Source organism: Dyella sp. ASV21 (assembly GCF_016428975.1).
In the GTDB taxonomy this organism is placed as follows: Bacteria; Pseudomonadota; Gammaproteobacteria; order Xanthomonadales; family Rhodanobacteraceae; genus Dyella.
The window spans coordinates 26,628-46,831 of sequence record NZ_JAELTT010000034.1; the positions used below are offsets into that span (position 1 = coordinate 26,628).

The 20,204-nt window shown below is 64.1% G+C and carries 18 protein-coding genes; 9 read left to right on the forward strand and 9 right to left on the reverse strand.

The features are described 5' to 3' along the window. The first annotated feature begins 34 nt into the window (after positions 1-34). Positions 35-1,027, forward strand: a complete 993-nt coding sequence (locus JHD67_RS12780; RefSeq protein WP_199099567.1) for an aldo/keto reductase — start codon at positions 35-37, stop codon at positions 1,025-1,027. Positions 1,028-1,276: 249 nt separating this feature from the next. On the opposite strand, the gene JHD67_RS12785 is transcribed toward JHD67_RS12780, so the two are convergent. The 5 genes from JHD67_RS12785 to JHD67_RS12805 form a co-directional block, all read right to left on the reverse strand. After that, positions 1,277-1,603 carry a hypothetical protein gene (locus JHD67_RS12785; RefSeq protein WP_233171870.1) on the reverse strand — a complete coding sequence of 109 codons (327 nt, stop codon included), beginning with the start codon at positions 1,601-1,603 and terminating at the stop codon, positions 1,277-1,279. Positions 1,604-1,704: 101 nt separating this feature from the next. After that, the gene (locus JHD67_RS12790) at positions 1,705-2,115 is read right to left on the reverse strand and encodes a roadblock/LC7 domain-containing protein (protein WP_199099569.1); all 411 of its coding nucleotides are present in this window, start codon (positions 2,113-2,115) and stop codon (positions 1,705-1,707) included. Further along, positions 2,112-2,687 (reverse strand): ATP/GTP-binding protein, encoded by a 576-nt coding sequence (locus JHD67_RS12795; RefSeq protein ID WP_199099570.1) that lies wholly within the window; start codon positions 2,685-2,687, stop codon positions 2,112-2,114. The genes JHD67_RS12790 and JHD67_RS12795 overlap by 4 nt, the downstream gene beginning before the upstream one ends. A 5-nt stretch (positions 2,688-2,692) precedes the next feature. Next, the gene (locus tag JHD67_RS12800) at positions 2,693-3,670 is read right to left on the reverse strand and encodes a hypothetical protein (protein ID WP_199099571.1); all 978 of its coding nucleotides are present in this window, start codon (positions 3,668-3,670) and stop codon (positions 2,693-2,695) included. 489 nt (positions 3,671-4,159) lie between these two features. After that, a complete protein-coding gene (locus JHD67_RS12805) occupies positions 4,160-5,245 on the reverse strand; it encodes an oxidoreductase (protein ID WP_199099572.1) in 1,086 nt (361 codons plus the stop codon). Positions 5,246-5,327: 82 nt separating this feature from the next. Here JHD67_RS12805 and JHD67_RS12810 point away from each other — a divergent pair, with 82 nt between their 5' ends. The 6 genes from JHD67_RS12810 (at position 5,328) to JHD67_RS12835 (ending at position 11,455) form a co-directional block, all read left to right on the forward strand. Beyond that, positions 5,328-5,798: a cupin domain-containing protein gene (locus tag JHD67_RS12810; protein WP_199099573.1), complete on the forward strand. Its 471-nt coding sequence runs from the start codon at positions 5,328-5,330 to the stop codon at positions 5,796-5,798. 136 nt (positions 5,799-5,934) lie between these two features. After that, a complete protein-coding gene (locus tag JHD67_RS12815) occupies positions 5,935-8,238 on the forward strand; it encodes a TonB-dependent receptor (RefSeq protein WP_199099574.1) in 2,304 nt (767 codons plus the stop codon). 4 nt (positions 8,239-8,242) lie between these two features. Then, positions 8,243-8,974: a phosphatase PAP2 family protein gene (locus JHD67_RS12820; protein ID WP_199099575.1), complete on the forward strand. Its 732-nt coding sequence runs from the start codon at positions 8,243-8,245 to the stop codon at positions 8,972-8,974. A 111-nt stretch (positions 8,975-9,085) separates the two neighbouring features. Then, positions 9,086-9,751: a response regulator gene (locus tag JHD67_RS12825; RefSeq protein ID WP_199099576.1), complete on the forward strand. Its 666-nt coding sequence runs from the start codon at positions 9,086-9,088 to the stop codon at positions 9,749-9,751. Continuing rightward, positions 9,748-11,139 carry an ATP-binding protein gene (locus JHD67_RS12830; protein ID WP_199099577.1) on the forward strand — a complete coding sequence of 464 codons (1,392 nt, stop codon included), beginning with the start codon at positions 9,748-9,750 and terminating at the stop codon, positions 11,137-11,139. The genes JHD67_RS12825 and JHD67_RS12830 overlap by 4 nt, the downstream gene beginning before the upstream one ends. A gap of 94 nt (positions 11,140-11,233) precedes the next feature. Then, complete coding sequence (locus JHD67_RS12835; protein WP_199099578.1) at positions 11,234-11,455, forward strand: hypothetical protein; 222 nt, start codon at positions 11,234-11,236, stop codon at positions 11,453-11,455. A 90-nt stretch (positions 11,456-11,545) separates the two neighbouring features. Here JHD67_RS12835 and JHD67_RS12840 read toward each other — a convergent pair whose 3' ends face one another. Further along, a complete protein-coding gene (locus tag JHD67_RS12840) occupies positions 11,546-11,758 on the reverse strand; it encodes a hypothetical protein (RefSeq protein WP_199099579.1) in 213 nt (70 codons plus the stop codon). 724 nt (positions 11,759-12,482) lie between these two features. Between JHD67_RS12840 and JHD67_RS12845 the strand changes: the two genes are divergently transcribed. Both JHD67_RS12845 and JHD67_RS12850 read left to right on the forward strand, forming a co-directional pair. After that, a complete protein-coding gene (locus JHD67_RS12845; RefSeq protein WP_199099580.1) occupies positions 12,483-12,728 on the forward strand; it encodes a hypothetical protein in 246 nt (81 codons plus the stop codon). Between the two features lie 460 nt (positions 12,729-13,188). Beyond that, positions 13,189-13,707, forward strand: coding sequence for an Hcp family type VI secretion system effector (locus JHD67_RS12850; RefSeq protein WP_199099581.1), 519 nt, complete (start codon positions 13,189-13,191; stop codon positions 13,705-13,707). Between the two features lie 257 nt (positions 13,708-13,964). Here JHD67_RS12850 and tssM read toward each other — a convergent pair whose 3' ends face one another. The 3 genes from tssM to JHD67_RS12865 form a co-directional block, all read right to left on the reverse strand. Beyond that, positions 13,965-17,687: a type VI secretion system membrane subunit TssM gene (gene tssM, locus JHD67_RS12855; protein WP_199099582.1), complete on the reverse strand. Its 3,723-nt coding sequence runs from the start codon at positions 17,685-17,687 to the stop codon at positions 13,965-13,967. A 47-nt stretch (positions 17,688-17,734) separates the two neighbouring features. Beyond that, on the reverse strand, positions 17,735-18,376 hold the full coding sequence (locus JHD67_RS12860; RefSeq protein ID WP_199099583.1) for a DUF2931 family protein: 642 nt from the start codon (positions 18,374-18,376) through the stop codon (positions 17,735-17,737). A 2-nt stretch (positions 18,377-18,378) separates the two neighbouring features. Beyond that, the coding region (locus JHD67_RS12865) for a DUF2235 domain-containing protein (RefSeq protein WP_199099584.1) at positions 18,379-20,204 on the reverse strand (1,826 nt) is incomplete at its 5' end.

The window sequence follows — 20,204 nt, forward strand, 5'->3', positions numbered from 1 at the left end:
GTCCCCGTACCTACCCCGCCCCCAAGGATTAGCTATGCAGCAGCGAACGCTCGGCAAGAATGGCCCTCTCGTCTCCGCCCTCGGCCTCGGCTGCATGGGCATGAGCGACTTCTACGGCGGCCGCGACGACGCCGAATCCATCGCCACCATCCACCATGCGCTGGAGCGCGGCATCAACCTGCTCGACACCGCCGACATGTACGGCCCGCATACCAACGAAGTGCTGGTGGGCAGGGCCATCCGCGACCGTCGCGAACAAGCCTTTCTCGCTACCAAGTTCGGCATCATGCGTGACCCCAACGACCCCGCCCGGCGCGGCGTGAACGGCAGCCCGGAGTACGTGCGCGCGGCCTGCGATGCCAGCCTTCAGCGTTTGGGCGTGGAGTACATCGACCTGTATTACCAGCACCGCGTGGACCCGCAGGTGCCGATCGAGGAAACCGTGGGCGCCATGGCCGAACTGGTGCAGGCCGGCAAGGTGCGCTACCTGGGTCTCTCGGAGGCGTCCGGCGCCACCCTGCAGCGCGCCGCCAAGGTGCATCCCATTGCCGCCTTGCAGGTGGAGTTTTCGCTGTGGACACGCGATCCGCAGGAGAACGGCATGCTCGACGCTTGCCGCGCGATGGGCGCCAGCCTGGTGGCGTACTCGCCGCTCGGCCGGGGCTTCCTCACCGGCGCACTGCGCAGCCCCGATGATTTCGAGGCGGACGACTATCGCCGCCAGAGTCCGCGTTTCCAGGGCGAGAACTTCGCCCGAAACCTGGCGCTGGTGGACGAGGTCAAGGCGCTGGCCGCCGACAAGGGCTGCACCCCGGCCCAACTCGCCCTGGCCTGGGTGCTGGCGCAGGGACAGGACGTGATCGGCATCCCCGGCACCAAGCGTCGCGACCGCCTGGACGAAAATCTCGGCGCGCTGGATGTCTCGCTCAGCCAGAGCGAACTGGCCGCGATCGACGCCGTGTTTCCGCCCCACGCCGTCGCCGGCCTGCGCTATACGGACGCGGGTATGCAGATGGTGAATCGCTGAGTCAGTGGCGCGCCCGACAAAAGAAAATGACTAGACCTACTTTTATCGTAGGCATTTCCTGACATAACAGGATCTCAAGTCGAGGCAACATTGAACTGTCGGCTGGTTTCCACGAGCCCGCCGACGCCCCAGGGCCTAGTCACCCCCTAGACACGGCCCGGCGGCCCCCGCAAGGGGGCCTTTTTTTGCGCGCGATCATGCTGCGAATCGCGCCGCCGCCTCGCAACGACGCGACTGCGACCCACCGGCTTACATGGTCAGCCCGGCCTCGATATCCAACACCTTGCGCCGGGCCAGCGCCAGGTTCGAACGCGCACGATCCAGCACCACGTAGAAGAACAGGCCAGCCTTGTTAGCGACCGGTCGGATGATGTGGTACTGCTTGCCAAGCGAGATGAGGATGTCTTCGATCTCGTCCTTCAGGCCGAGCGCCTTCATGGTCTTCATTTTCGAGCGCACCACTTCGGTGTTGCCCGCTGCCGCCACTTCCAGGTCGAACACCGTGCCGGACTGCGCCAGCGTCATGCCGCTGTTGCTGTCCACCAGGGCAGCGCCCAACACGCCGTCAAAACCCATCAACTCGTTAACCGACTCGCTCAACGTAGCCACTGCGCTTCTCCTGATCGAAAGCATCGAGGTGTCGTACGGGAGGGTCGATGCCCCCTTCTCCCGCAAAGTCATGACGCGACGAACATCTTTCCCAACGATTCGCGACAACCGCGTGCAGCCCACAACACCTGGCCCATGGTGACCTTGGCCCGGCACAGCACGGTAAGGATGAGTTTCTGCGCGGGGTGCGGAATATCCATCAGCAGAATCCGCCCCTGCGACGCCTCGATCACCAGATCGCGACACTCGCCCACGGAGCTTTCCTGGCATACCGCTTCATTGATCGCCAGCAACGAGCTGGCCATGGCGGACAGCTTTTCGGCGGACAGCGTGCCGGTAAGACACGCCGCGACACGAAAGCCATCGATGGTGGAAACCAGCACGCCGCTGATCTCCTGCTCCCGCGCCATCAAAGCCTCCATATGGTGGCGGATGATGGCCTCCTCGCTGCGACTCAGACTCCGTTCCCGCGCATTCATGGTGATGACACTCCATGCAGGGCCTGGCCAGCGACATCGCCGGCGGCTTCGATCTGGTAAAAGAGAATGTCGAGCAAGGTGATCACCTGCTCACGCTCGCGCACATCCGTCGATATCACCGGCACGTTGATACCGATATCGCGCAGGGCACCGTCGTAATCATCGAGCGTGGGCCACGGATGCGTGTCGCAACGCCCCACACCCACCACCGCGCGCGAACCGCCAATCACTCCGCTGAAGGCCTGCACGTAGTCGCGCAGATCGGCCAGCGGATCGGGGCGACTGTTATCCACCAGCACCACCACACCCAGCGCACCCCGGCCCAGGATGTCCCACATGAACTGAAAGCGCGTCTGTCCCGGCGTGCCGAACAGGCGCAACACCTGCCCGCTCGGCAAGGTCACCTCGCCGTAGTCCAGGCCGGTGGTGGTAGTGGCCTTGGCGTGACCGGCAAGATCGGTGTTCCGCACCTCGGTACGCACCGGTGCGATCTCGCTCACCGCGGCAATCGCCGTGGTTTTGCCGGCGCCCATGCTGCCGGTGAAGATCAACTTGTATTCGCGCTCGCTCATCCGGCTCAACTCCGGATGCCCAGTACGGCACGCAACGATTGAAACAACTCGCTGTACCGCGAGGCACGCGGCACGGGTGGCGGCGCCATATCCATCGAAGCGCTCGGCGTCGCCGCTTCGCTCAACAGGCCCAGCATGGCGCAGCCGCCCAGAAAGGCCTGTGCGTCGCCCAAGGGCCGCCCGACCATCGCCGCCAGTTCGCCCGGCGTCAGCGCCTGCCGCGCGAGCACGGCCGCCATGCGCAATTGATACGGCTGCAAGGACAAACGTCCCGCGTCCGGCCAGCGACGCAGCTGATAGCTGCCACTGTCGGACACTGCCGCACCGCCATGGGTTGCCAGGTGCTGGCCGCTCAGCCACCACAAGCGCTCAAGGCCGCCGACCCAGCTCGCCGTGGCCAGTGCCGCCTCGCCGGCCGCTTCGTCCAATACATCGACCCGGAAAGACCGGCTCATACCCAGCGTCAACAGTTCGTTGTCGCCCAGCGCATCCGCGCCGCCCAGGCGGCGCGTTTTCAACGCGGCGACCCAGCTGCGCCCATCGACGTCCATACGCAGATGGCACGATTCGGCCTGTGTGCCGTAGCGGCGCAGCGCGAGCGCCAGCGATTCGCCCGGCTCGGCCTCCACCGCGACTGCGCGCCGCGGGCGTCCCCCCAACTGCAGCCGTCCCGAGGCCTCATTGAGCATGTCGATGAAATCACCGCTGCGGATCGGGGCGCGCAGCGTCAGTGTTTCGGGCAAGGTGCGGCCGCCTTCGTGCACTACCGACACACACACCAGGCCATGTGAACTGGCGCGCTTGATCGCCATCATCGACAACGCCGAATCGGGATTGCACAAGGCTACGTTCGCTTCGAGCCCTTCATGGAAGGCCCAGGCTTCCGTGGTTTTCGCATTGACGACCTGCAACAGCGAGCGAACGAGCAACTCATCGCGCGCCGGCAAGCCGATAGCGGTCAACCTGCGCATGCGCGTGGTCATGACTCACCTCATCGCCGACCAAGGATGGGACACACCGAGGTGACGCGGCGAGGTTGCACCGGCAAGCTACCCGATTCGCATGGCCCACCGGCTCCCATGAGCGAGAGACGAACGGACCCTACCGCCGCATGTGCCATGCGGCCGCTCACCGTACGAATCAACATTTGGACTGCCCCCTGACGCTCTTCCTGAAGACGGCGGCTACACGCAAACTGTCCGTCTGCGGCAAGCCTCCGGCCCGAATTGCAACGAGCACGCGTTCAGCAAAGTTTGTGTATCAGATCGCATAACCTCGCCACGGGATTGTGATTGCTATCACAAAACCATGTGGGCCGACATGCGTGCCGCTACGGATTTCATCAAAAAAAGACGTCTGTCAAATGGACGTCTATACGACCGAAGGAAATATCGAAGATAGCGCCATGATTCTTACGCGTAGCCAACGCTCCGGCGCCGTTACGCGTGAAACCGATCGCAATCGCCACTTCCTCAGGCTGAGGTACCGATACGCCAGGCATCCCGCTCCTGTGCGGATAGCATCGGCACGACAGCCGTGCCGCTGGCAGCCGATGCCAGCGCGGCTTCGATGACCGCCATGACACCCACTGCCTGGAGCGGCGTCACCGGGTTGTCTCCACCCGCACGTATCGCATCGCGCACCGCCGCGTAATAACGGCTTTGATCGCCGCGCGGCGCAGACACATGCGTGAGCTGGCCATCGGCACCATAGAAAGCCAGCGCATCGCTGTCCTGGCCCCACGCCGCATCGCCCGGCCGAATGCCGGCGAGCAATTGGGCTTCCTGCACGTCGGCACGCTGCTTGACCAGGCTGCCCTGCGTGCCATGCACGGTAAAGCGCGGACTGCCGCCGGCCACCAGCATGCTGGCATGCAGCACAACGCGACACTGCGGGTACTCCAGTACCACGTGCGCCCAATCGGTAACCTCGCCGCCGTCGCGCAAGGTCGCCAGGCTGGCGAGCACGCGCTCAGGCACACCGAACAGGCATAGGGCCTGATCCACCAGATGCGGCCCCAGGTCGTACCACAGGCCGCTGCCGGCACCGGGTTGCTCGCGCCAGCGGGCGCGCACCTGCGGACGAAAGCGATCGATGTGCGATTCGACGTGCGTCACGCGCCCCAGCAGGCCGCGCGTCATCGCCTGCTGCACACCGAGGAAATCGCTATCCCAGCGTCGGTTCTGGAACACCGACACCACGCGCCCCGTGCGCGCCGCCAGCGCGGCCACGGCGCGCGCCTGCGCAAGATCAAGCGCAAACGGCTTATCCACCACCACATGCTTGCCCGCGTCCAGCGCCGCTTGCGCCAGCGGCGCATGGGTGTCGTTGGGCGAGGCGATCACCACCAGTTCCACGCGCGGGTCGGTAACGGCGGCCAGCGGGTCGGCGATCACCTCCGCAGCAGGCAGATCCGCGTGCACCTTGGCCGCATCGCGCGAAGCCACGAAGTCCAGCGCGAGGCCAGGCACCGCCTGGATCAGTGGCGCATGAAAGGTCTTGCCGGCAAAGCCGTAGCCAACCAGGGCGACACGGATGGGCGCGGTCGTATCTGTCATGGGCATTCCAGCGATCGGCAAGGGGCAGCATGGTACGCGATCGCGGCGAGCGGCCGCAGCTGCGTACACTTGGGGATAACGCATGCGTCGCCATCATTCGAGCCTGGTTTCCCGCCACGAGGACAGCGCCATGTCGATACGCCTCCCTCACCTGATCGGCTCGACCTTGCTGCTCGCCCTCGCATGGACGGGCAGCGGCGCGCAGGCGCAGGAAGCCGCGCCCGCGGCCCAACCCAAGCGCACCATCCTCGACCAGCACGAGCAAAGCGGCGTGCCGGGAACCGAGATCGTGCTGGGCACGGCGGAGCTGCCGGCCGGCACGGTGGTGGGATGGCATGTGCACGACGGGGATGAGTCGGGCTATGTGCTCAAGGGCAACCTGATCCTCAAGACGCGCGGCAAGCCGGATCAGGCGCTCAAGGCCGGCGACCATTTCTTCAACCCGCGCGGCGCCGTGCACAGCCTGGCGGCGGCACCGGGAACCGACGGCGGCGTGGCGCTGTCCACCTGGATCATCGACAAGGGCAAGCCGCTGGCCGAGCCGGTCAAATGACCTCAAAAGGGGCGCCTTAGGACTTCCCTAAGACGACGCTAAGCAAACCGCCGGTGTCCATCACCGGTGTGAAACAGAACTGTCAAATGGCCAAACCACGCTAGTGCGCTGAATCCAGCCACTCTCACAGGCCACCATGTCTACTGTTTCCCGCCGGCGCCTCGGCGCGCCGACCCTAGCCTTGCGTCCGATCTCCCACGCCATCGCCCTCGCCGTGCTGGCGGGCCTGTGCCTGAGCCAACCCGCGCTGGCCGGCGACAATGACGCCACGCCCGCCACCGCCGATGCCGCCCCGGCCAAACCCAACCCCAACGCGCCCAAGGCGCCCAAGGAGCTGGAGGAAGTGGAAGTGCAGGGTACGGCCGGCAACTCCGCCATTACCCAAGCGCCGACCCAGGCCGACCTTACCGTCACCCAGCCGCAGTCGGTGATCGGCCTGGACTGGATCAGCAACCACGTGGCACCCACGGCCGACTACGCCACCATTGCCGCGATCGCGCCGGGCGTAACCAACGTGAGCACGGCCGGCCCGGGTCTGGGCGAGTCCAAGCAGATGACGCTGCGCGGCTTCAACGACAACTCCTACAACGTTACCTACGACGGCATTCCGTTCGGCGACACCAACGACTTCAGCCATCACACCAGCAGCTATTTCCCGGCCAAGATGATCGGCCAGGTACTGGTGGATCGCGGCCCGGGCAGCGCCAGCACCATCGGCGAAGCCACCTTTGGCGGCACCGTGGCACTGAGCTCGAAAGACCCGCTGGACACGTTCTCCTTCGTTCCGACGCAGAGCTTCGGCAGCTACGACACCTCGCTGACGCACCTGGAGGTCAACTCGGGCAAGCTCGATGACCTGGGCGGCGGCAAGTTCATCGCCAGCGCGCAGTACATCAGCACCGATACCGCCAAGACCGACGGCGACAGCTCGCGCAAGACCGGCTACATCAAGTACGTGCAGCCGATCGGCGACAGCACCGAGATCACCTTCCTCAGCAACTACAACTACATCCGCTTCAACAACCCCAACCTGAGCTCGCTCACGCTGCAGCAGATCGCGCAGCTCGGCCGCAACTTCGGCCTCAACCAAGACCCGACCAGCACCAACTGCGCCTGCTACAACTACCAGACCAAGCAGACCGACCTGGAATACCTGGGCGTGCACAGCAAGCTCTCGGACACCTGGTCGCTGGACAACAAGGTCTATACCTACGCCTACGACAACACCAGCCACGAAAGCCCGTACGTAGGCACCAAGCTGTCCAAGACCAACATGGGCGGCTACATCAAGATCAACAACTACCGCGCATGGGGCGACGTGCTGCAGCTGGTGCACGCCGACGACTACGGCCAGTTCCGCACCGGTGGCTGGTACGAGTACACCAACAACGACCGCTCCAGCGTGGCGATCGACTACGGCAACGGCGGCGCCATCGACGTGAAACCGGGCACCTCGACCTTCGGCAGCTACAACAGCAAGGGCGTTTACAGCGGCCCGTACAAGTACACCATGAAGGACCAGCTGCACACCGGCCAGCTCTACGCCGAGTACGAGTGGTACGCCGCCGACGGCCTCAGCATCACCCCGGGCGTGAAGTACTTCAACGTAAGCCGCGACATCGAGGCGCCGATCAACCAGACCAGCAAGACGCCGCTCTACTACAACCAGAGCTGGAACAAGACGCTGGGCTACCTCACCGCCAACTACCTGTTGCGCGATGACTGGAGCATCTACGCCACCGCGGCGCAGGGCTACCTCACGCCCAACCTCAACGAGTTCTACGTGCCCGATCCGACGCAGAACAACACCAAGCCCGAGCAGACGATGAACTACCAGTTCGGCACGGTCTACAAGACCGACCGCCTCAACGCGGACGCCGACGTCTACTTCATCAACTTCAAGAACTACCAGTTCTCCACCAATATTCCGGGCACCACGGATGCGGTGTATTACCTGGCGCGCGGCGCCTACCTCAAGGGCATCGAAGGCGAAGTCACCTACTACCTGGGCAGCGGCACCAGCCTGTTCGCCAACGGCTCGCTGCAGGACGCCCACTTCAAGGGCTCGGACCTGGACCTGCCCAACGTGCCCAACCGCACCGCGGCGCTCGGCGTGCTGTACGAACAGAACGGCTTCTTCGCCTCGCTGTACGACAAGTTCTCCGGCGGCCAGAAGGCCTACAACTCCAACTTCAACCCGGATATCGCCTCCTCGGTGACCTCCACCGTCGGCACCGGCGGCTACTGGCAGGCGGCGATGAGTGTGGGCTACGGCCAGAACATCACCGGCTCGTTCATCAAGAGCTACAAGGTGCGCCTGCAGGTGGACAACCTGTTCGACGCACACAACCTGGTCATCAACTCCGTGAGCGGCAACGCGGGTTCGTACTACGTACTGCCAGGCCGCAGCTGGTTCGCATCGGTATCGCTGGGACTTTGATGACATGAAGAAGATGACGCACAACCCGTTCCTCGCCCTGCTGCTCGTTGCCGGCTCGGCATGCGCCGCGCCTGCCGTGGCCGGCACGGCCTACCTCAGCCAGGCCCAGCTCGATCAGGTGATGGCCGCCCTGCCCGCGCCCAGCGCGCCGGGCAGCGCCGAGGACCAGGCCGATCGCGCCGCCACCGACCGCGCCTTCGCCGCGCGCTCGCAGGCCGACTTCAGCCAGGCCGAGCAGGAAGAAAAGTTCGACGCGTTCGCCTTTGCGCCGGTGATCGGCAAGGGCTTTCGCGCCGACAAGCTGCCGCACGTGGCCGCCCTGTTCAAGGAAGCCGAGCACGAGACCAAAGAAGCCGTGGACCAGTCCAAGGATCATTGGAAGCGTCTGCGTCCCTGCCCGCCGGCCTCCGCCTGCGCCATGAACCCCGAGCAGGCCGCCAAGAAGAGCTTCGGCTACCCCAGCGGCCACTCCAGCCGCGCCACGGTGGACGCGATCCTGCTGGCCCAGCTGTTTCCGCAGGACGCCGATGCGCTGATGCAGCACGCCCACGAGATTGGCTGGCGCCGCGTGGTGAAGGGCGTACACACCCTGCAGGACATCTATGCCGGGCGTGAATTCGGCCAGGCATTGGCCACCGACATGCTGGCCTCGCCGGCGTTCCAGCACGATTTGGCGGCGGCTCGCGAGGAACTGCGCGCCGCCGGTTTGGCTCCGGTCCCCTCGCACGCCCCTTGATGGAGCACGCCCAGGGATGGGCGCTACTTTCCCCGGACCGTAACAAAACGGAAAGACAATGATCGAGACGCGGCAGGCCAGCGGGCCTGCCGCCTTCGTTTAGGGGGCACGGTGCACATCATCCTGGTGGAAGACGACTTGCAGCTGGGCGCCGCCATCCAGCGCGCGCTGGACCGGCTTTCCTATACCGTAACCTGGCTCACCGACGGCGCCTCGGCCGTGGCCGCCATGCAGGAACACAGCGCCGACCTGGTGCTGCTGGACCTGGGCTTGCCCGGCAAGGACGGCCTGGACGTGCTCACCGAAGCGCGCCACAACCATATCCGCACGCCGGTGCTGATCCTTACCGCGCGCGACGCGGTACAGGCCCGCGTACATGGCCTGGATGCCGGCGCCGACGATTACATGACCAAGCCGTTTCACCTGGACGAACTGGCCGCACGCATCCGCTCGCTCACCCGCCGCATGCAAGGCCTGGCCGGCAACCGCATCGAAGCGGGCGCGCTGTGCCTGGACCTGGCCACGCTCGAGGTCACCTTCCGTGGCAACAAGGTGGACCTCACCCGCCGCGAGTTCACCCTGCTGCAAGCCCTGATGGAGCGCGCCGGCCGCCTGGTGCGACGCGATGCGCTGGAAAGCTCGCTGTACGGTACCGAGAAAATCGTCGGCGATGGCGCGCTGGACGTGTTGGTGCATTCGCTGCGGCGCAAGCTCAGTTTCGACACCATCCAGAACGTGCGCGCCTTCGGCTACATGATTCCGCGCGACCCGTCATGAAGCCCACCAGCCTGCGCGGGCGCCTGCGCTGGATGATTATCGCCCTGCTGGTGCTGTTCCTGCTGCCGCTGGCGTTCTTCAGCTTCCGCCGTACCAGCGCGGAAATGAGCCAGCTCTCCGACGCGCGCCTGGCGGAAGCCGCGCACACCATCGCCACCCTGATTCATCAAGCCGGCATCGATACCTTCACCGGCCACGAAGGCATGCTGGTGCCGGTTCGCAAGAAAACCGAAGTGCTGCAGGCCGGCGACGTCGCCACCAACGAATCCGTGGTGGGCTTCCAGGTATTCGATCGACACGGCAAGCTGCTGCTCGGCACGGCCAACCTGATGACGCTGCCCGCCACGCCGGACGACCGCTCCGCCTATCACGACCTGAAAAAGCAGCACCACGTGTGGCGCACCTATAGCTACGTGGACCCCGCCAGCCAATACGTGATCCGCGTGGCCGATCGTTACGACAGCCGCGAGGAGATCGTGCATGCGTTGTGGCTGGATCACGGCCTGCCCTTTCTGTTCGGCCTGCCGGTGCTGGCCCTGCTGGTGGGCTGGGCCGTGGGCCGTGGCTTGCGCCCGCTGGCGACCTTGACCTCGGCACTCTCCGAGCGCGAACCCGGCAGCCGGGAACGCATCCATCTCGCCGACGCGCCACTGGAACTGCGCCCCGTGCTGGCCGCGCTCAACGAACAGTTGGAACGCCAGGAAGATGCGCTGGAGCGCGAACGCCGTTTCAGTGCCGACGTGGCCCACGAACTGCGCACGCCACTGGCCTCCATCCAGCTGAATCTCGAAAGCGCCATGGCCACCATCGACCCGGACGAGATCCAGGACAGCCTGGACGGCGCGCAACACAGCGTCGCCACGCTATCCCGTCGCATCGAGCAACTGCTGTCGCTCGCCAAGATCGAAGCCGGCGCCGCCTCCAGCCAGCCCGCCGCGGTGGATCTGGCGCAGCTGGCCGATCATGTGGTGACCGAACTCACACCGGTGATACAGGGCCGCGGCGTGACGCTGGACGTGGCCGAACAGCTTTCACCCGTGCTGGTGCGTGGGCACGAGCCTGCCCTGGCCGCCTTGCTGCGCAACCTGCTGGAGAACTCCCTGCGCTATGTGCCGGCCGGCGGACAGATCCATCTCGCCATTGCGCAAAGCGCGCTGGAAGCCACCCTGGAAGTGATCGATAACGGCCCCGGCATTCCGCAGGAGCGGCGTCGCGCGGTGTTCGCCCGCTTCCACCGCGAAGCGGGAAGCCGTGGCGAAGGCTATGGCCTTGGGCTGTCCATCGTGGCTCGCGCCGCCGGCATGCATCGTGCGTCCATCGAACTGCTGGATGCACCGCGTGGACAAGGGCTGCGCGTGCGCGTATCGATACCGCGCCTGTGTCCCTGAGCATTACGACCGCCTAACGAAGGCGCGCGCATAGTACTTGCGTAGCATCCGACAGGCACCGCCTGCCGCCCTACGCCGCCGGTAGAGGCACGCCATGCTCAGGTCCAGAAACGAACTTCGCAGCAGCATTGGCCGCCTGGAAGCATTCATCGCGCGAATGCACGACCAATACCCCGCAGATTCCGATTTCTTCCAACACACCGACGGCATTTTCTCCGACGTGCTGAGCCACGTCGTGCAAGAAGATCAAGATTGGGTCATCGACCTGGTCGATGCCGTGTGCACCCGCCACGGCATGCCCTACCCGGCGCACTGAGCGCGGGCGATTCCAGCCGCGCGCACCACGAACACGCCGTCCAAGCCACGGCCGATGCGTGCCGTTTAGCCATCCGAACGGCCAGCCCACTCAGCGGAACATATCGTCGCCGGGCACGTTTCGCTTGTCCGAGGTACCGCATCGCAGGGCCGCGGTAACCGCCAGCGCTTCGCTGGTGAAATAATCGGCGGTAACACCAAAGCGACCGCGAATAGCCGCGCCATTGCGTATCAGACGCCAGCAGCCCCTCCACCGCCCTGACGAATCAGGGCCGTCGGCCCAGGCATCGATGGAGATCGTCATCACGGCAAGTCCCGGTCAAACAGCATCTCGACGCTAGGCGCATTAAGCGCATATAGCAAGCAAATACTGGCCGCGACGCAAGAAAAATAACAAATGGCGCCCAAGAAGCGAGTATGGTGCCAGAGGAGAGGTGTTTTCTCTCCTGTTCCTCAACGCGTGCATGAAGGCGCGGTCTTAGCCTGGCTTATGTACACCAATCGACCCAATCCACTGACGTGTGGGCAATGGGCGCTGTTGCGAAAGGTCGTCGGTGACTGCCCGCTGTCACTGCGCGCGGTCCTTCGCACTACAGAGCTGCGTCGCCTGGTGGACGAGGGTCTGGTCACGGTGAGGCATGACCGGGTGTGTGCGACACGTTCCGGCATGGAAGCCCTCTGGTATCACCTTCTTCACTGATTGAAGAACCGTACCCAGTCTCGTTGCTTGACCTGATCTTTGCCGCAATGTCCGGCGACCACGATCGCCTCACGCTTTAGGAGACCTCCATGACGCAAGCTCCCAAGAACCTATCTCTCGCCCACATCCACGACGTCTACAACAGCGGTGTGAGCAAGCGCGAACCCAGTCAAGCCAAGCCCAACTACAAAACGACTCAGCGCTTTGCAAGAGACGCAGGACACCCTGGGATAGCGCCTACCCGTCCCCTTCCTCCCGGCACCCGTCGCGGTTGACGGAACACCGGCCTCACCCAACCAGCGCGCGATGAACGCGATACACAAAGCCCATGGTCTGGATCGTCGAGAACTTCATGGTCGATCGCGTGCCCCATCGCTTCGAGGGCTCCTCCTTCAAGCGTCAAGGACGCTGGATGGGTGAAGGCCACCTGTGGCGAAAGGGCCGTTTCCTCTCTCGCGCAAGCTTTCCGCTGGCCACCGGTGACATGCCAGCCAACGCGATGAGTGACGAAGAGCAACGACTCGCGCTTATCCAGCGAGCGAAGTCCTTGGCAACGTCGTTAGGGACGCCATAGCCAAGAACCTTCCGCTACGGCTTAACCGCACATGGTTTCTACGCGCAGACCTCGGTGAAAACCGAGGTCTGCTCGTTTGTTGTGGGAACACCCTTGGACGCGATGCGCGCAGGCGCTGCGTACCGCCACGCCTGCGCGTGATAACCGCAACGACCACGGCCGAGCAATGGCTTGCTCGCCTGGGCAATGCATTGCCGAGTCTCGCCCACGTGACATCAATGACTTAGCGACCATCGAGCAACCGCTTGCTCGTCTCATATCGAAAACACCTGCTTTTCCCCGTGCTTTGCTGCCGAATCGCCATGCAGGCACCCGCGTGAATCGCGCAACCCGCTTATTTAAAACGACTTTCCCGAGGCGCACACGCGTTGGCACGGCGTTTGCCATAGCTCCGTCGTCATCCACTGCGGATGGCACATCGGCCCATCCGGCCATCCTGTGACGACATAAGGAAATCGAGATGCCTACACCCGCCTATATCAGCATCAACGGCAAGACCCAGGGCAACCTTACCAAGGGCGCTTTCACTGCCGACTCCGTCGGCAACGTGTACGTCGAAGGCCATGAAGACCAGATCCTGGTCCAGGAAATCGAACATCGCGTTACCACCCCGACCGACCCGCAGAGCGGCCAGCCGTCGGGCCAGCGCGTGCACAAGCCGTTTACCTTCACCTGCGCGCTGAACAAGTCGGTACCGCTGATGTATCAGTCGCTGGCTTCCGGCGAAATGCTTCCCTCGGTGGAAGTGCAGTGGTTCCGCACCTCGGTCGACGGCAAGCAGGAGCACTTCTTCACCACCAAGCTGGAAGACGCCACCATCGTCGACATCAACACCGTGCTGCCGCACGCGCAGGATTCGACCAAGTCTGAATTCACCCAGCTGATCCGCGTGTCCATGGCCTACCGCAAGATCACCTGGACCCACAGCATCGCCGGCACCGAGTCGTCCGACGACTGGCGCAAGCCGATGGAAGCCTGATCCAACCAGGCCAAGAAAAAAGCCGGTGCCTTGGGCACCGGCTTTTTTTATGGGAGAGAGGCATGGAAGTCACGGGATTCCCGCGTTCGCGGGAATCCCGGTGACGTGCTTGAACCTTGCCGGGGTCTTCAGGCCCCGCGCTTGCCCGCATACGGCCCTCTATGGGCGCGTAACGCCCAGGCGCCCCGTCGGCGGCACCCAGCAGCCTCCCCCGGCCACACGCTGCCGTGGTGGCCGGGAAAGGCTATCGATGCACCTCAGTTCTGCACGACAGTCGGGCGAACGGGCGGCGACGGCTGGGCGGCATCCGCAGCGGTGGGCACGGCGTCGTCGCGCAACAAGGTGCGCGGCAAGGCGAAGCCCGTGAAGATGCGCTGCGTAAACGGGTTGTTCGCCTTCTCGGCCGTGATGCGGTAGCGCATGGCGCCGCCATCGTCCGCCGTGAAGCTCAGCTCGACACTCGCCGTATTGGTGGCCGTAAGCTGCGCGCGACTGAGCAGGCGGAACATCGACCAGGCACCGCGAAACACCAGGCTGCTGCTGTTGCCGGCGCTGTTGACCAACGAAATGCGGCTATCGGTACTGTCGCCAAGGCTGTTCGGCCAGATCAAACCCACGCTGTTGCTGGGGCCATGATCGTAGGAGATCAACTGCCCCTGGATACCGAGCACGCTGCTGCGGCGATTGGGAGTGAGCCCCAGCGGAGTAACGCTGAACTGCACGCTCAATGCACCACGATTGTTGAAGAAGGCATCGCGAATGCGGTTGGCTGCTTCGATCTGGGTCAGCACATCCGTGCGCACCAGGTAGCCGCCACGCCGCTCGGAGTACAGCGCATCGAGGTTGTCCTCCAGAAACGCCTTCAGGTACTTCTCGCGGAACTGTTGCAGACGGCCTTGCGGGCCAAAGAACGCTTCGAAATCCTCCAGCGAGGCATCGGACGCGCTGGCGGGGTTGAACGGATAACGGTTAGCCAGGCGCTCGTTGTAGAAGCTGTACACGTCCGTGGTCCAGCGCCGCTCCAACTCGCGCAGTGCCTCGATCAGCAACACCTGCGAGGACTCATCCGCCAGCTTCTTCACCTGCGCATTGAGCGGCTCGGGCAGGCCTGCCGCCATGCGCTGCAAGGTTCCGATAGGGTCCTGTCCCTTCAGCGCGAAGCGATCCAGCTCCATGCTCAAGGCAGCCTTGCCGCGATCCGGGCTGTCCTGCACGCTTTTCACCGCATCGCGGACATTGCTGATCGCCGTCATGGTCTCGTCGAGATACGAAGGCTTATCGCCTTTGGCGTTGAGCAACTCGGCCAGGGGTGCGAACGAGCGGGCGATATCCGCCGCCTGCTGTTGATTGGCGGCATCGTTCGCCGTAGCCGGCGCCTTGACCTTGCCCTCGCCCGACACCGGGGGATACAGCACCGTGTTGTCGCGCACCGTCTCCACCAGGCGGCGCAACGGCGCGGCCGCGCTCGTGACGCTTTCGAGCACGGCCACGGCCTTGCCGATATTGTCGAAATCCACGATATCGAGCTGATTGATGGCTTGTCGCCAGCTCGCGATGTAATCGGCCGTGTAGATAGTGCGGATGCGCCCTGAGAGGGCCTGCTTGTCCGCCTCGGAATAATCGATGCGGTTGCGCTGGCCTAGCGTCCATTCGTCGATCATCGCCAGCTCGGTCAGATCCTGGCTATGCGTTTGGAAGTAATCGTGGAATCCCTTGGCCGTAAGCAAGGACGCAATGCGCGCACTGCCCGCCGATGCATCGTCGGTGTCGCGCGCCTGGTAGACGATATCGAACGCCGGCCCGATTTCATGACGCAGATCCAGCGGCGCATGCAAGGTTTCGCCTGCCTGCTGCTGCATATTCATGTAGACACGTTGCGGCATCGGAATCTGCCGCAGCTGCTGCTGCACCTCGTTCACCCGATCGCGGTAGAGCGGGAGATCGGCGTCGGCGTACTTCATGGCGTAGTCGAGGTGACGCATCAGGTCGTCCTGCGCGGTGCCATTACCCGGAAACGCCTGCTGCCATCGCTTGGCCATCCAGTCCTTCACGATGGCCGCGCGACGATTCTGCCGGTCCTCGATCATGCGATAGACGCGCAGTGCCGACAGCTGCTCATTGCTGTTCTCCGGCGCGTCGTTCATCGCGTCCATCACGCCACCCGCCAACGCAGGCAGGAACCGCTTGGACAGCAGCTGCAGATACGCCTCGTCCACCTTGGGTCCGATCTTGCGACCTTGATACAGGCCCATATTGGCCACCACCGGCCATGCCTCGCGATAGTCTCCGTACACGGCGACGGCGTCGCGAATCTGATCCAAGGGCTCCAGCAGATTGCGTCCCGTCGTATCGATGGCGCTATCGATGCTGCGGCCACTGTAGCTGCGGCTTTTGCTCAACACGCTGGACGCCATGTCGCGGTTCATCGCGTAGTAGTGATACCAACCACCCGCGATCAGCAAGCCGCCCAGGGCGGCGACCGCCGAGTTCACCATCAACGAGCGCCGCTTGTCCGCCAGCACCTTGAGGTTGTCGCCCGCCAGCCCGGCCTCGGGGTAGATCACGCGCTGGAAGATCTGCTGCGCGAAATAGACCGTACCGCGCCCCGGCGGCTGCACGGGCTGTACCAGCTTCGCCTGCTTATACGCCTCGGCGGCGGCATCCACGAACGGGTTGCTCAACGCGCCCTGCTGATACACCGATGAGAAGTACACGCCACGCGGCAACGCCGGGGTGCCGGAGCGGTCGCTGCCAAGCACATCCGACAGATGCCGGAGCAGGATGGGCAACAAGCCATCCAGCTCGCGGGCGAAGGAGAACAGGCTCTGGCGCTGCTCCAGGTCGCCAACCGTATTCAGTGCATCGAACACCTGCTCATTGAGGCGCGACACCATCTCGCCATAGCGGGCGGACAACTCCTCCTGCCAGGCGTCATAGTTCTTTACCGAATCCAGCGTAAAGGTGAAGCCGAAGATGTCCTCGCGCACCGCGCGCGGCACGCGGGAGAACAGCGAAACGAAGCCATCCAGCTGATCGATCTTGCTCAACACCACGTAGATCGGTGGGCGCGTACCCAATCGCTCGCCCAACTCGGCCAGGCGCGATCGCAGCAGGATGGTCTGCCCCTTGCGGTCGCTCGGCTTCTGCTGGAGCAGCGTCACCACATCGATCACCAGCACCACGCCATTGAGCGGGCGGCGACTGCGGTTGCGGCCCAGCCAATCGATCAGGTGAACCCACAGCTTGGGGAGCGTACCCGCGGGCAGATCCGCCGAGCGATCGGCCTTGCGAACGCTGGATGGGGTCGCCGCCGGCAGCCTTTCGGCGATATCGGCGGAATCACCGCTATCGGCGGACTGCGCCGGCGCCTCGACATCCTTCGTTTCGGTCTGGCTGATGAGCTGGCCGGGCATGTCGATCAGCACGGCTTGCTGGCCCATCCACCAGTCGATGGGAAAGGCCAGGTCTGGATCGGCCTCGCGCTTGCTCTGCGCCTTGGCGGTGGCGGTGAGGTAAAAGTTCTGGCTGGAGCGATTGATAAAGCTGGTCTTGCCCGCGTTCTCGGTACCCAGCACCAGATACCACGGCAGCTTGTACAGCCCCTGGCGGCCCGGAAGATTGTCCTGAAGCACGGCCAGACTTTGGTTCAACGCGCGCTCCTGGGCCTCCACGTGGCGCAGGCTGAGGTCCTCAGCCATTTCCTGCTGATGTTCCTGCCGCGTCTCCATCGCCCGGTTGCGCCGTTGCAGGGAAATCGCCCAGAGCAACAACGGCACCAGCAGCAACACCAGCGTGGCGAGCACACGCATGGACAACGGGCCCAGCGGTTGATGTTCGCGCCACTTCCACTGCGGCCCCAGCCACCAGATGGCGATCAGCAGGAATGCCAAAGCGAGCAAGCACAGCACAGGGGTGGCACTCTTGGTTTGCCTCAATAGCTTCAAGCAGAAGCTCTTGATCGCCATCACGATGAAGTTCATATCGGGTCGTCCTTGCGGTATTTGAATAGTGTTGCGCTAGGGCACGCTTACCAGCTGCCGTAGGGGATGCGGTGGGTTTCAAGGTATTGCTTGGTTTTGTCGTCCATGCGGACGTAACGGCCTCCAAAGCGCCCTAGATCTGGCCCCTCGGGCACCACGATGGCTTGGCCTCGCTGGATTTCCACGCGTGGCAGCCCACCACCGGCCAGCCACACCACGGTGCGTCCACCCGGCGCCACACCCACGGCGATATTGCTGCGACATACCCGCTCCGCCCGCCCTTGCCACACGGCCGGCTCGCGTTTCACCAGCTGTTGGCGCATGGTCTCGGGCACTTCGAAGTGCCAGTAGTACGCTTGCGGTTCCACCAGCGACTGCCAGCGGATATAGATTTCCTTGGGTGCATCCGCCTGTGGGTTGCTGTCGCGGTCGGCCAACCAGCGGCCGCTGTCCCAGCCTTCCGTTTCGCCCAGTTCGCCAACGACGCCAGCGGCCATGCGCACCCAACGATCCTGCACATCCTTCACGTAGACCGCCTCGGCCCAGGCTTCCATATGCTTGGGCGCCACTACGCCGATGCTCCAGTGCTCGCAGTCGTCAGGGCCCTCGCTACCGGTCGACAGGGAGCATGCCGTTACGCCTAGCAACAGGCATAGCATCAGTGCACACCGTGGAATGATCGGGCTCATGTTCAATGCCCCGGCAGCGGATCAAAAACCAGGCGCTTGCGCTTGGGCGCGGGGCGCATGGGGAAACCCAGTTCAATCGGCATGCTGGGTTCCGGATCGCGGCTCACGTCGTCGCGGCCTTGCGGCACGCCCGGCACCCAGCCTTGCGGATTCCAATGGGAGGAGTGATGCAGGTAGCGGCGCTTGAGCAGGGCTTCTTCCTCGTCCGACAACGGGCACTTACCGCGCCCCTCGTTACGGGCGTAGGCCAGCAGCTTGGCGTGGATGGGCTTCAGTTCCTCCGGCAACGCCAACTGCGGCACATCGTCAGGCGACCTGTTAAAGGGCACCCCCGCCTCCACCGCCAGCGCATGCATGATGCGCAGTGTCACCAACTGGTATTCGCCACGTACCCAGCGTTGCAGGGTCACTGCCGCCGTGGTGGTTTCCAAGGCGACCTTGCTGGCCGCGTTCTCGGTGTTCCACATTTGAATGCGCAGGCGGTTGTCGCTCTGGCCGCCCTTGGCTGGCGCGTCGAACAGCACGTAGTCGTGCCAGCCGTTGTCCATCATGTCCTTGAACGCTTGCTTCCAGGCTGGGTTTTCGCTGGGGCGCGCCAGCGGGTTGCGCACGGTTTTGGGGCAGGTGTACACAAAGGGCCGGCCCAGCAGCAGATGCTCCCAACCCCACATGGCGTAGCCGCCGCCTAGATCGGAGTGCACGCCGGGCAGCCAGATGGTGGTGTGGAAGCCCACCGGGTTGCTGGCAAAGTTGAGCCGGCATTCGTCGCGCGCGGCCAGATGCACCACCTTGTCGGCGATATCGCGTGGCAGATACAGGTGCACCGGATCGTTGTCCGCATTGTCGGGAATGCCGATGGCGGCCACGCAATCGAACAGGCCGATAAAGCGGATGCGCAGATCCTTTTTGCTCCAGCCGGGCTTGAGCGGCAAGTTACGACTGTCGAGTGCCTGATTCATGGCGCTGCTGTCGCCGGCCGTGGATAGCGCGCCATAGCCCATGGGGCCAGGACCCGTACGGGCGGCAGCCGCTGCCCAGGCGAGCGAAGACAGCGCATCACGCAACGAGCGGTTGAGCAGGCTTTCCTCTCCGTGATGGATCAACCACGCCAGATGACGCGAAGCGGCCGCGCCACGACTGAAGCCGAACTGATCGAACTCGACGGCGTCAATGACGATGCCTGGGTTTTCTCTAGCAAACGCCTTAATTTCTGCGACCACTCCGCGTAACCCGGCCATGGCACGTTCCGCGACGCCAGTACTCGCATAGCCGAAGGCGCTGCCGAGAACGCTGTCCTTCTTGCCAGTGTCGGTACCTATGCCTGGCACATACACGCGGCGATGGATGGTGAGACGGCCGTCCTCACCACGGATGCCCTCTTCCAGCTTTTCGGTCACGGGATAGAGATCACGCAAGCGATTCACATTGGTTTCGCCACCCTCAAAGCTGGCGCCTTCCATGCCATTGGCCTTACCGCAATCGCGCGCCATCTTGGCGAGGATGTCCGGGTGCTTGTCCATATCCACGGCAGCAGGCGCGCACTTGGCGTGGAAAGCCCGGCTGTTCTCGATATTGTTGCCGGTGCCCTCGTTGAACACGGCAATGCGAAAGACCACGTGCACGGCGGGGCGCCGAATGGCGGCGAGCGCACTGGTAGCCAGGCCCGCGAGTTGCCCGCTGCTGAGTGATGCCGTGGCCGCGGGAGCCTTGGTTTCGGCCGCGCCCTTGGCGGTAACGGGCGGGGCGTCGCGGGTGTCCAACGGCAAGCCGCTGTCATCCTCGTACAACAGATCCTCGTGCGTGCCGATCAGGCGCGCGCCGCAACTGG

What these genes read in the sequence shown, in the direction of transcription:
- JHD67_RS12840 (WP_199099579.1), bottom strand. Translation starts at nt 11,758, where the DNA reads ATGACGATCTCCATCGATGCCTGGGCCGACGGCCCTGATTCGTCAGGG.
- JHD67_RS12835 (WP_199099578.1), top strand. Translation starts at nt 11,234, where the DNA reads ATGCTCAGGTCCAGAAACGAACTTCGCAGCAGCATTGGCCGCCTGGAA.
- JHD67_RS12785 (WP_233171870.1), bottom strand. Translation starts at nt 1,603, where the DNA reads ATGGGTTTTGACGGCGTGTTGGGCGCTGCCCTGGTGGACAGCAACAGC.
- JHD67_RS12815 (WP_199099574.1), top strand. Translation starts at nt 5,935, where the DNA reads ATGTCTACTGTTTCCCGCCGGCGCCTCGGCGCGCCGACCCTAGCCTTG.
- JHD67_RS12850 (WP_199099581.1), top strand. Translation starts at nt 13,189, where the DNA reads ATGCCTACACCCGCCTATATCAGCATCAACGGCAAGACCCAGGGCAAC.
- JHD67_RS12830 (WP_199099577.1), top strand. Translation starts at nt 9,748, where the DNA reads ATGAAGCCCACCAGCCTGCGCGGGCGCCTGCGCTGGATGATTATCGCC.
- JHD67_RS12805 (WP_199099572.1), bottom strand. Translation starts at nt 5,245, where the DNA reads ATGACAGATACGACCGCGCCCATCCGTGTCGCCCTGGTTGGCTACGGC.
- JHD67_RS12820 (WP_199099575.1), top strand. Translation starts at nt 8,243, where the DNA reads ATGAAGAAGATGACGCACAACCCGTTCCTCGCCCTGCTGCTCGTTGCC.
- JHD67_RS12860 (WP_199099583.1), bottom strand. Translation starts at nt 18,376, where the DNA reads ATGAGCCCGATCATTCCACGGTGTGCACTGATGCTATGCCTGTTGCTA.
- tssM (WP_199099582.1), bottom strand. Translation starts at nt 17,687, where the DNA reads ATGAACTTCATCGTGATGGCGATCAAGAGCTTCTGCTTGAAGCTATTG.
- JHD67_RS12845 (WP_199099580.1), top strand. Translation starts at nt 12,483, where the DNA reads ATGGTCTGGATCGTCGAGAACTTCATGGTCGATCGCGTGCCCCATCGC.
- JHD67_RS12790 (WP_199099569.1), bottom strand. Translation starts at nt 2,115, where the DNA reads ATGAATGCGCGGGAACGGAGTCTGAGTCGCAGCGAGGAGGCCATCATC.
- JHD67_RS12800 (WP_199099571.1), bottom strand. Translation starts at nt 3,670, where the DNA reads ATGACCACGCGCATGCGCAGGTTGACCGCTATCGGCTTGCCGGCGCGC.
- JHD67_RS12780 (WP_199099567.1), top strand. Translation starts at nt 35, where the DNA reads ATGCAGCAGCGAACGCTCGGCAAGAATGGCCCTCTCGTCTCCGCCCTC.
- JHD67_RS12795 (WP_199099570.1), bottom strand. Translation starts at nt 2,687, where the DNA reads ATGAGCGAGCGCGAATACAAGTTGATCTTCACCGGCAGCATGGGCGCC.
- JHD67_RS12810 (WP_199099573.1), top strand. Translation starts at nt 5,328, where the DNA reads ATGCGTCGCCATCATTCGAGCCTGGTTTCCCGCCACGAGGACAGCGCC.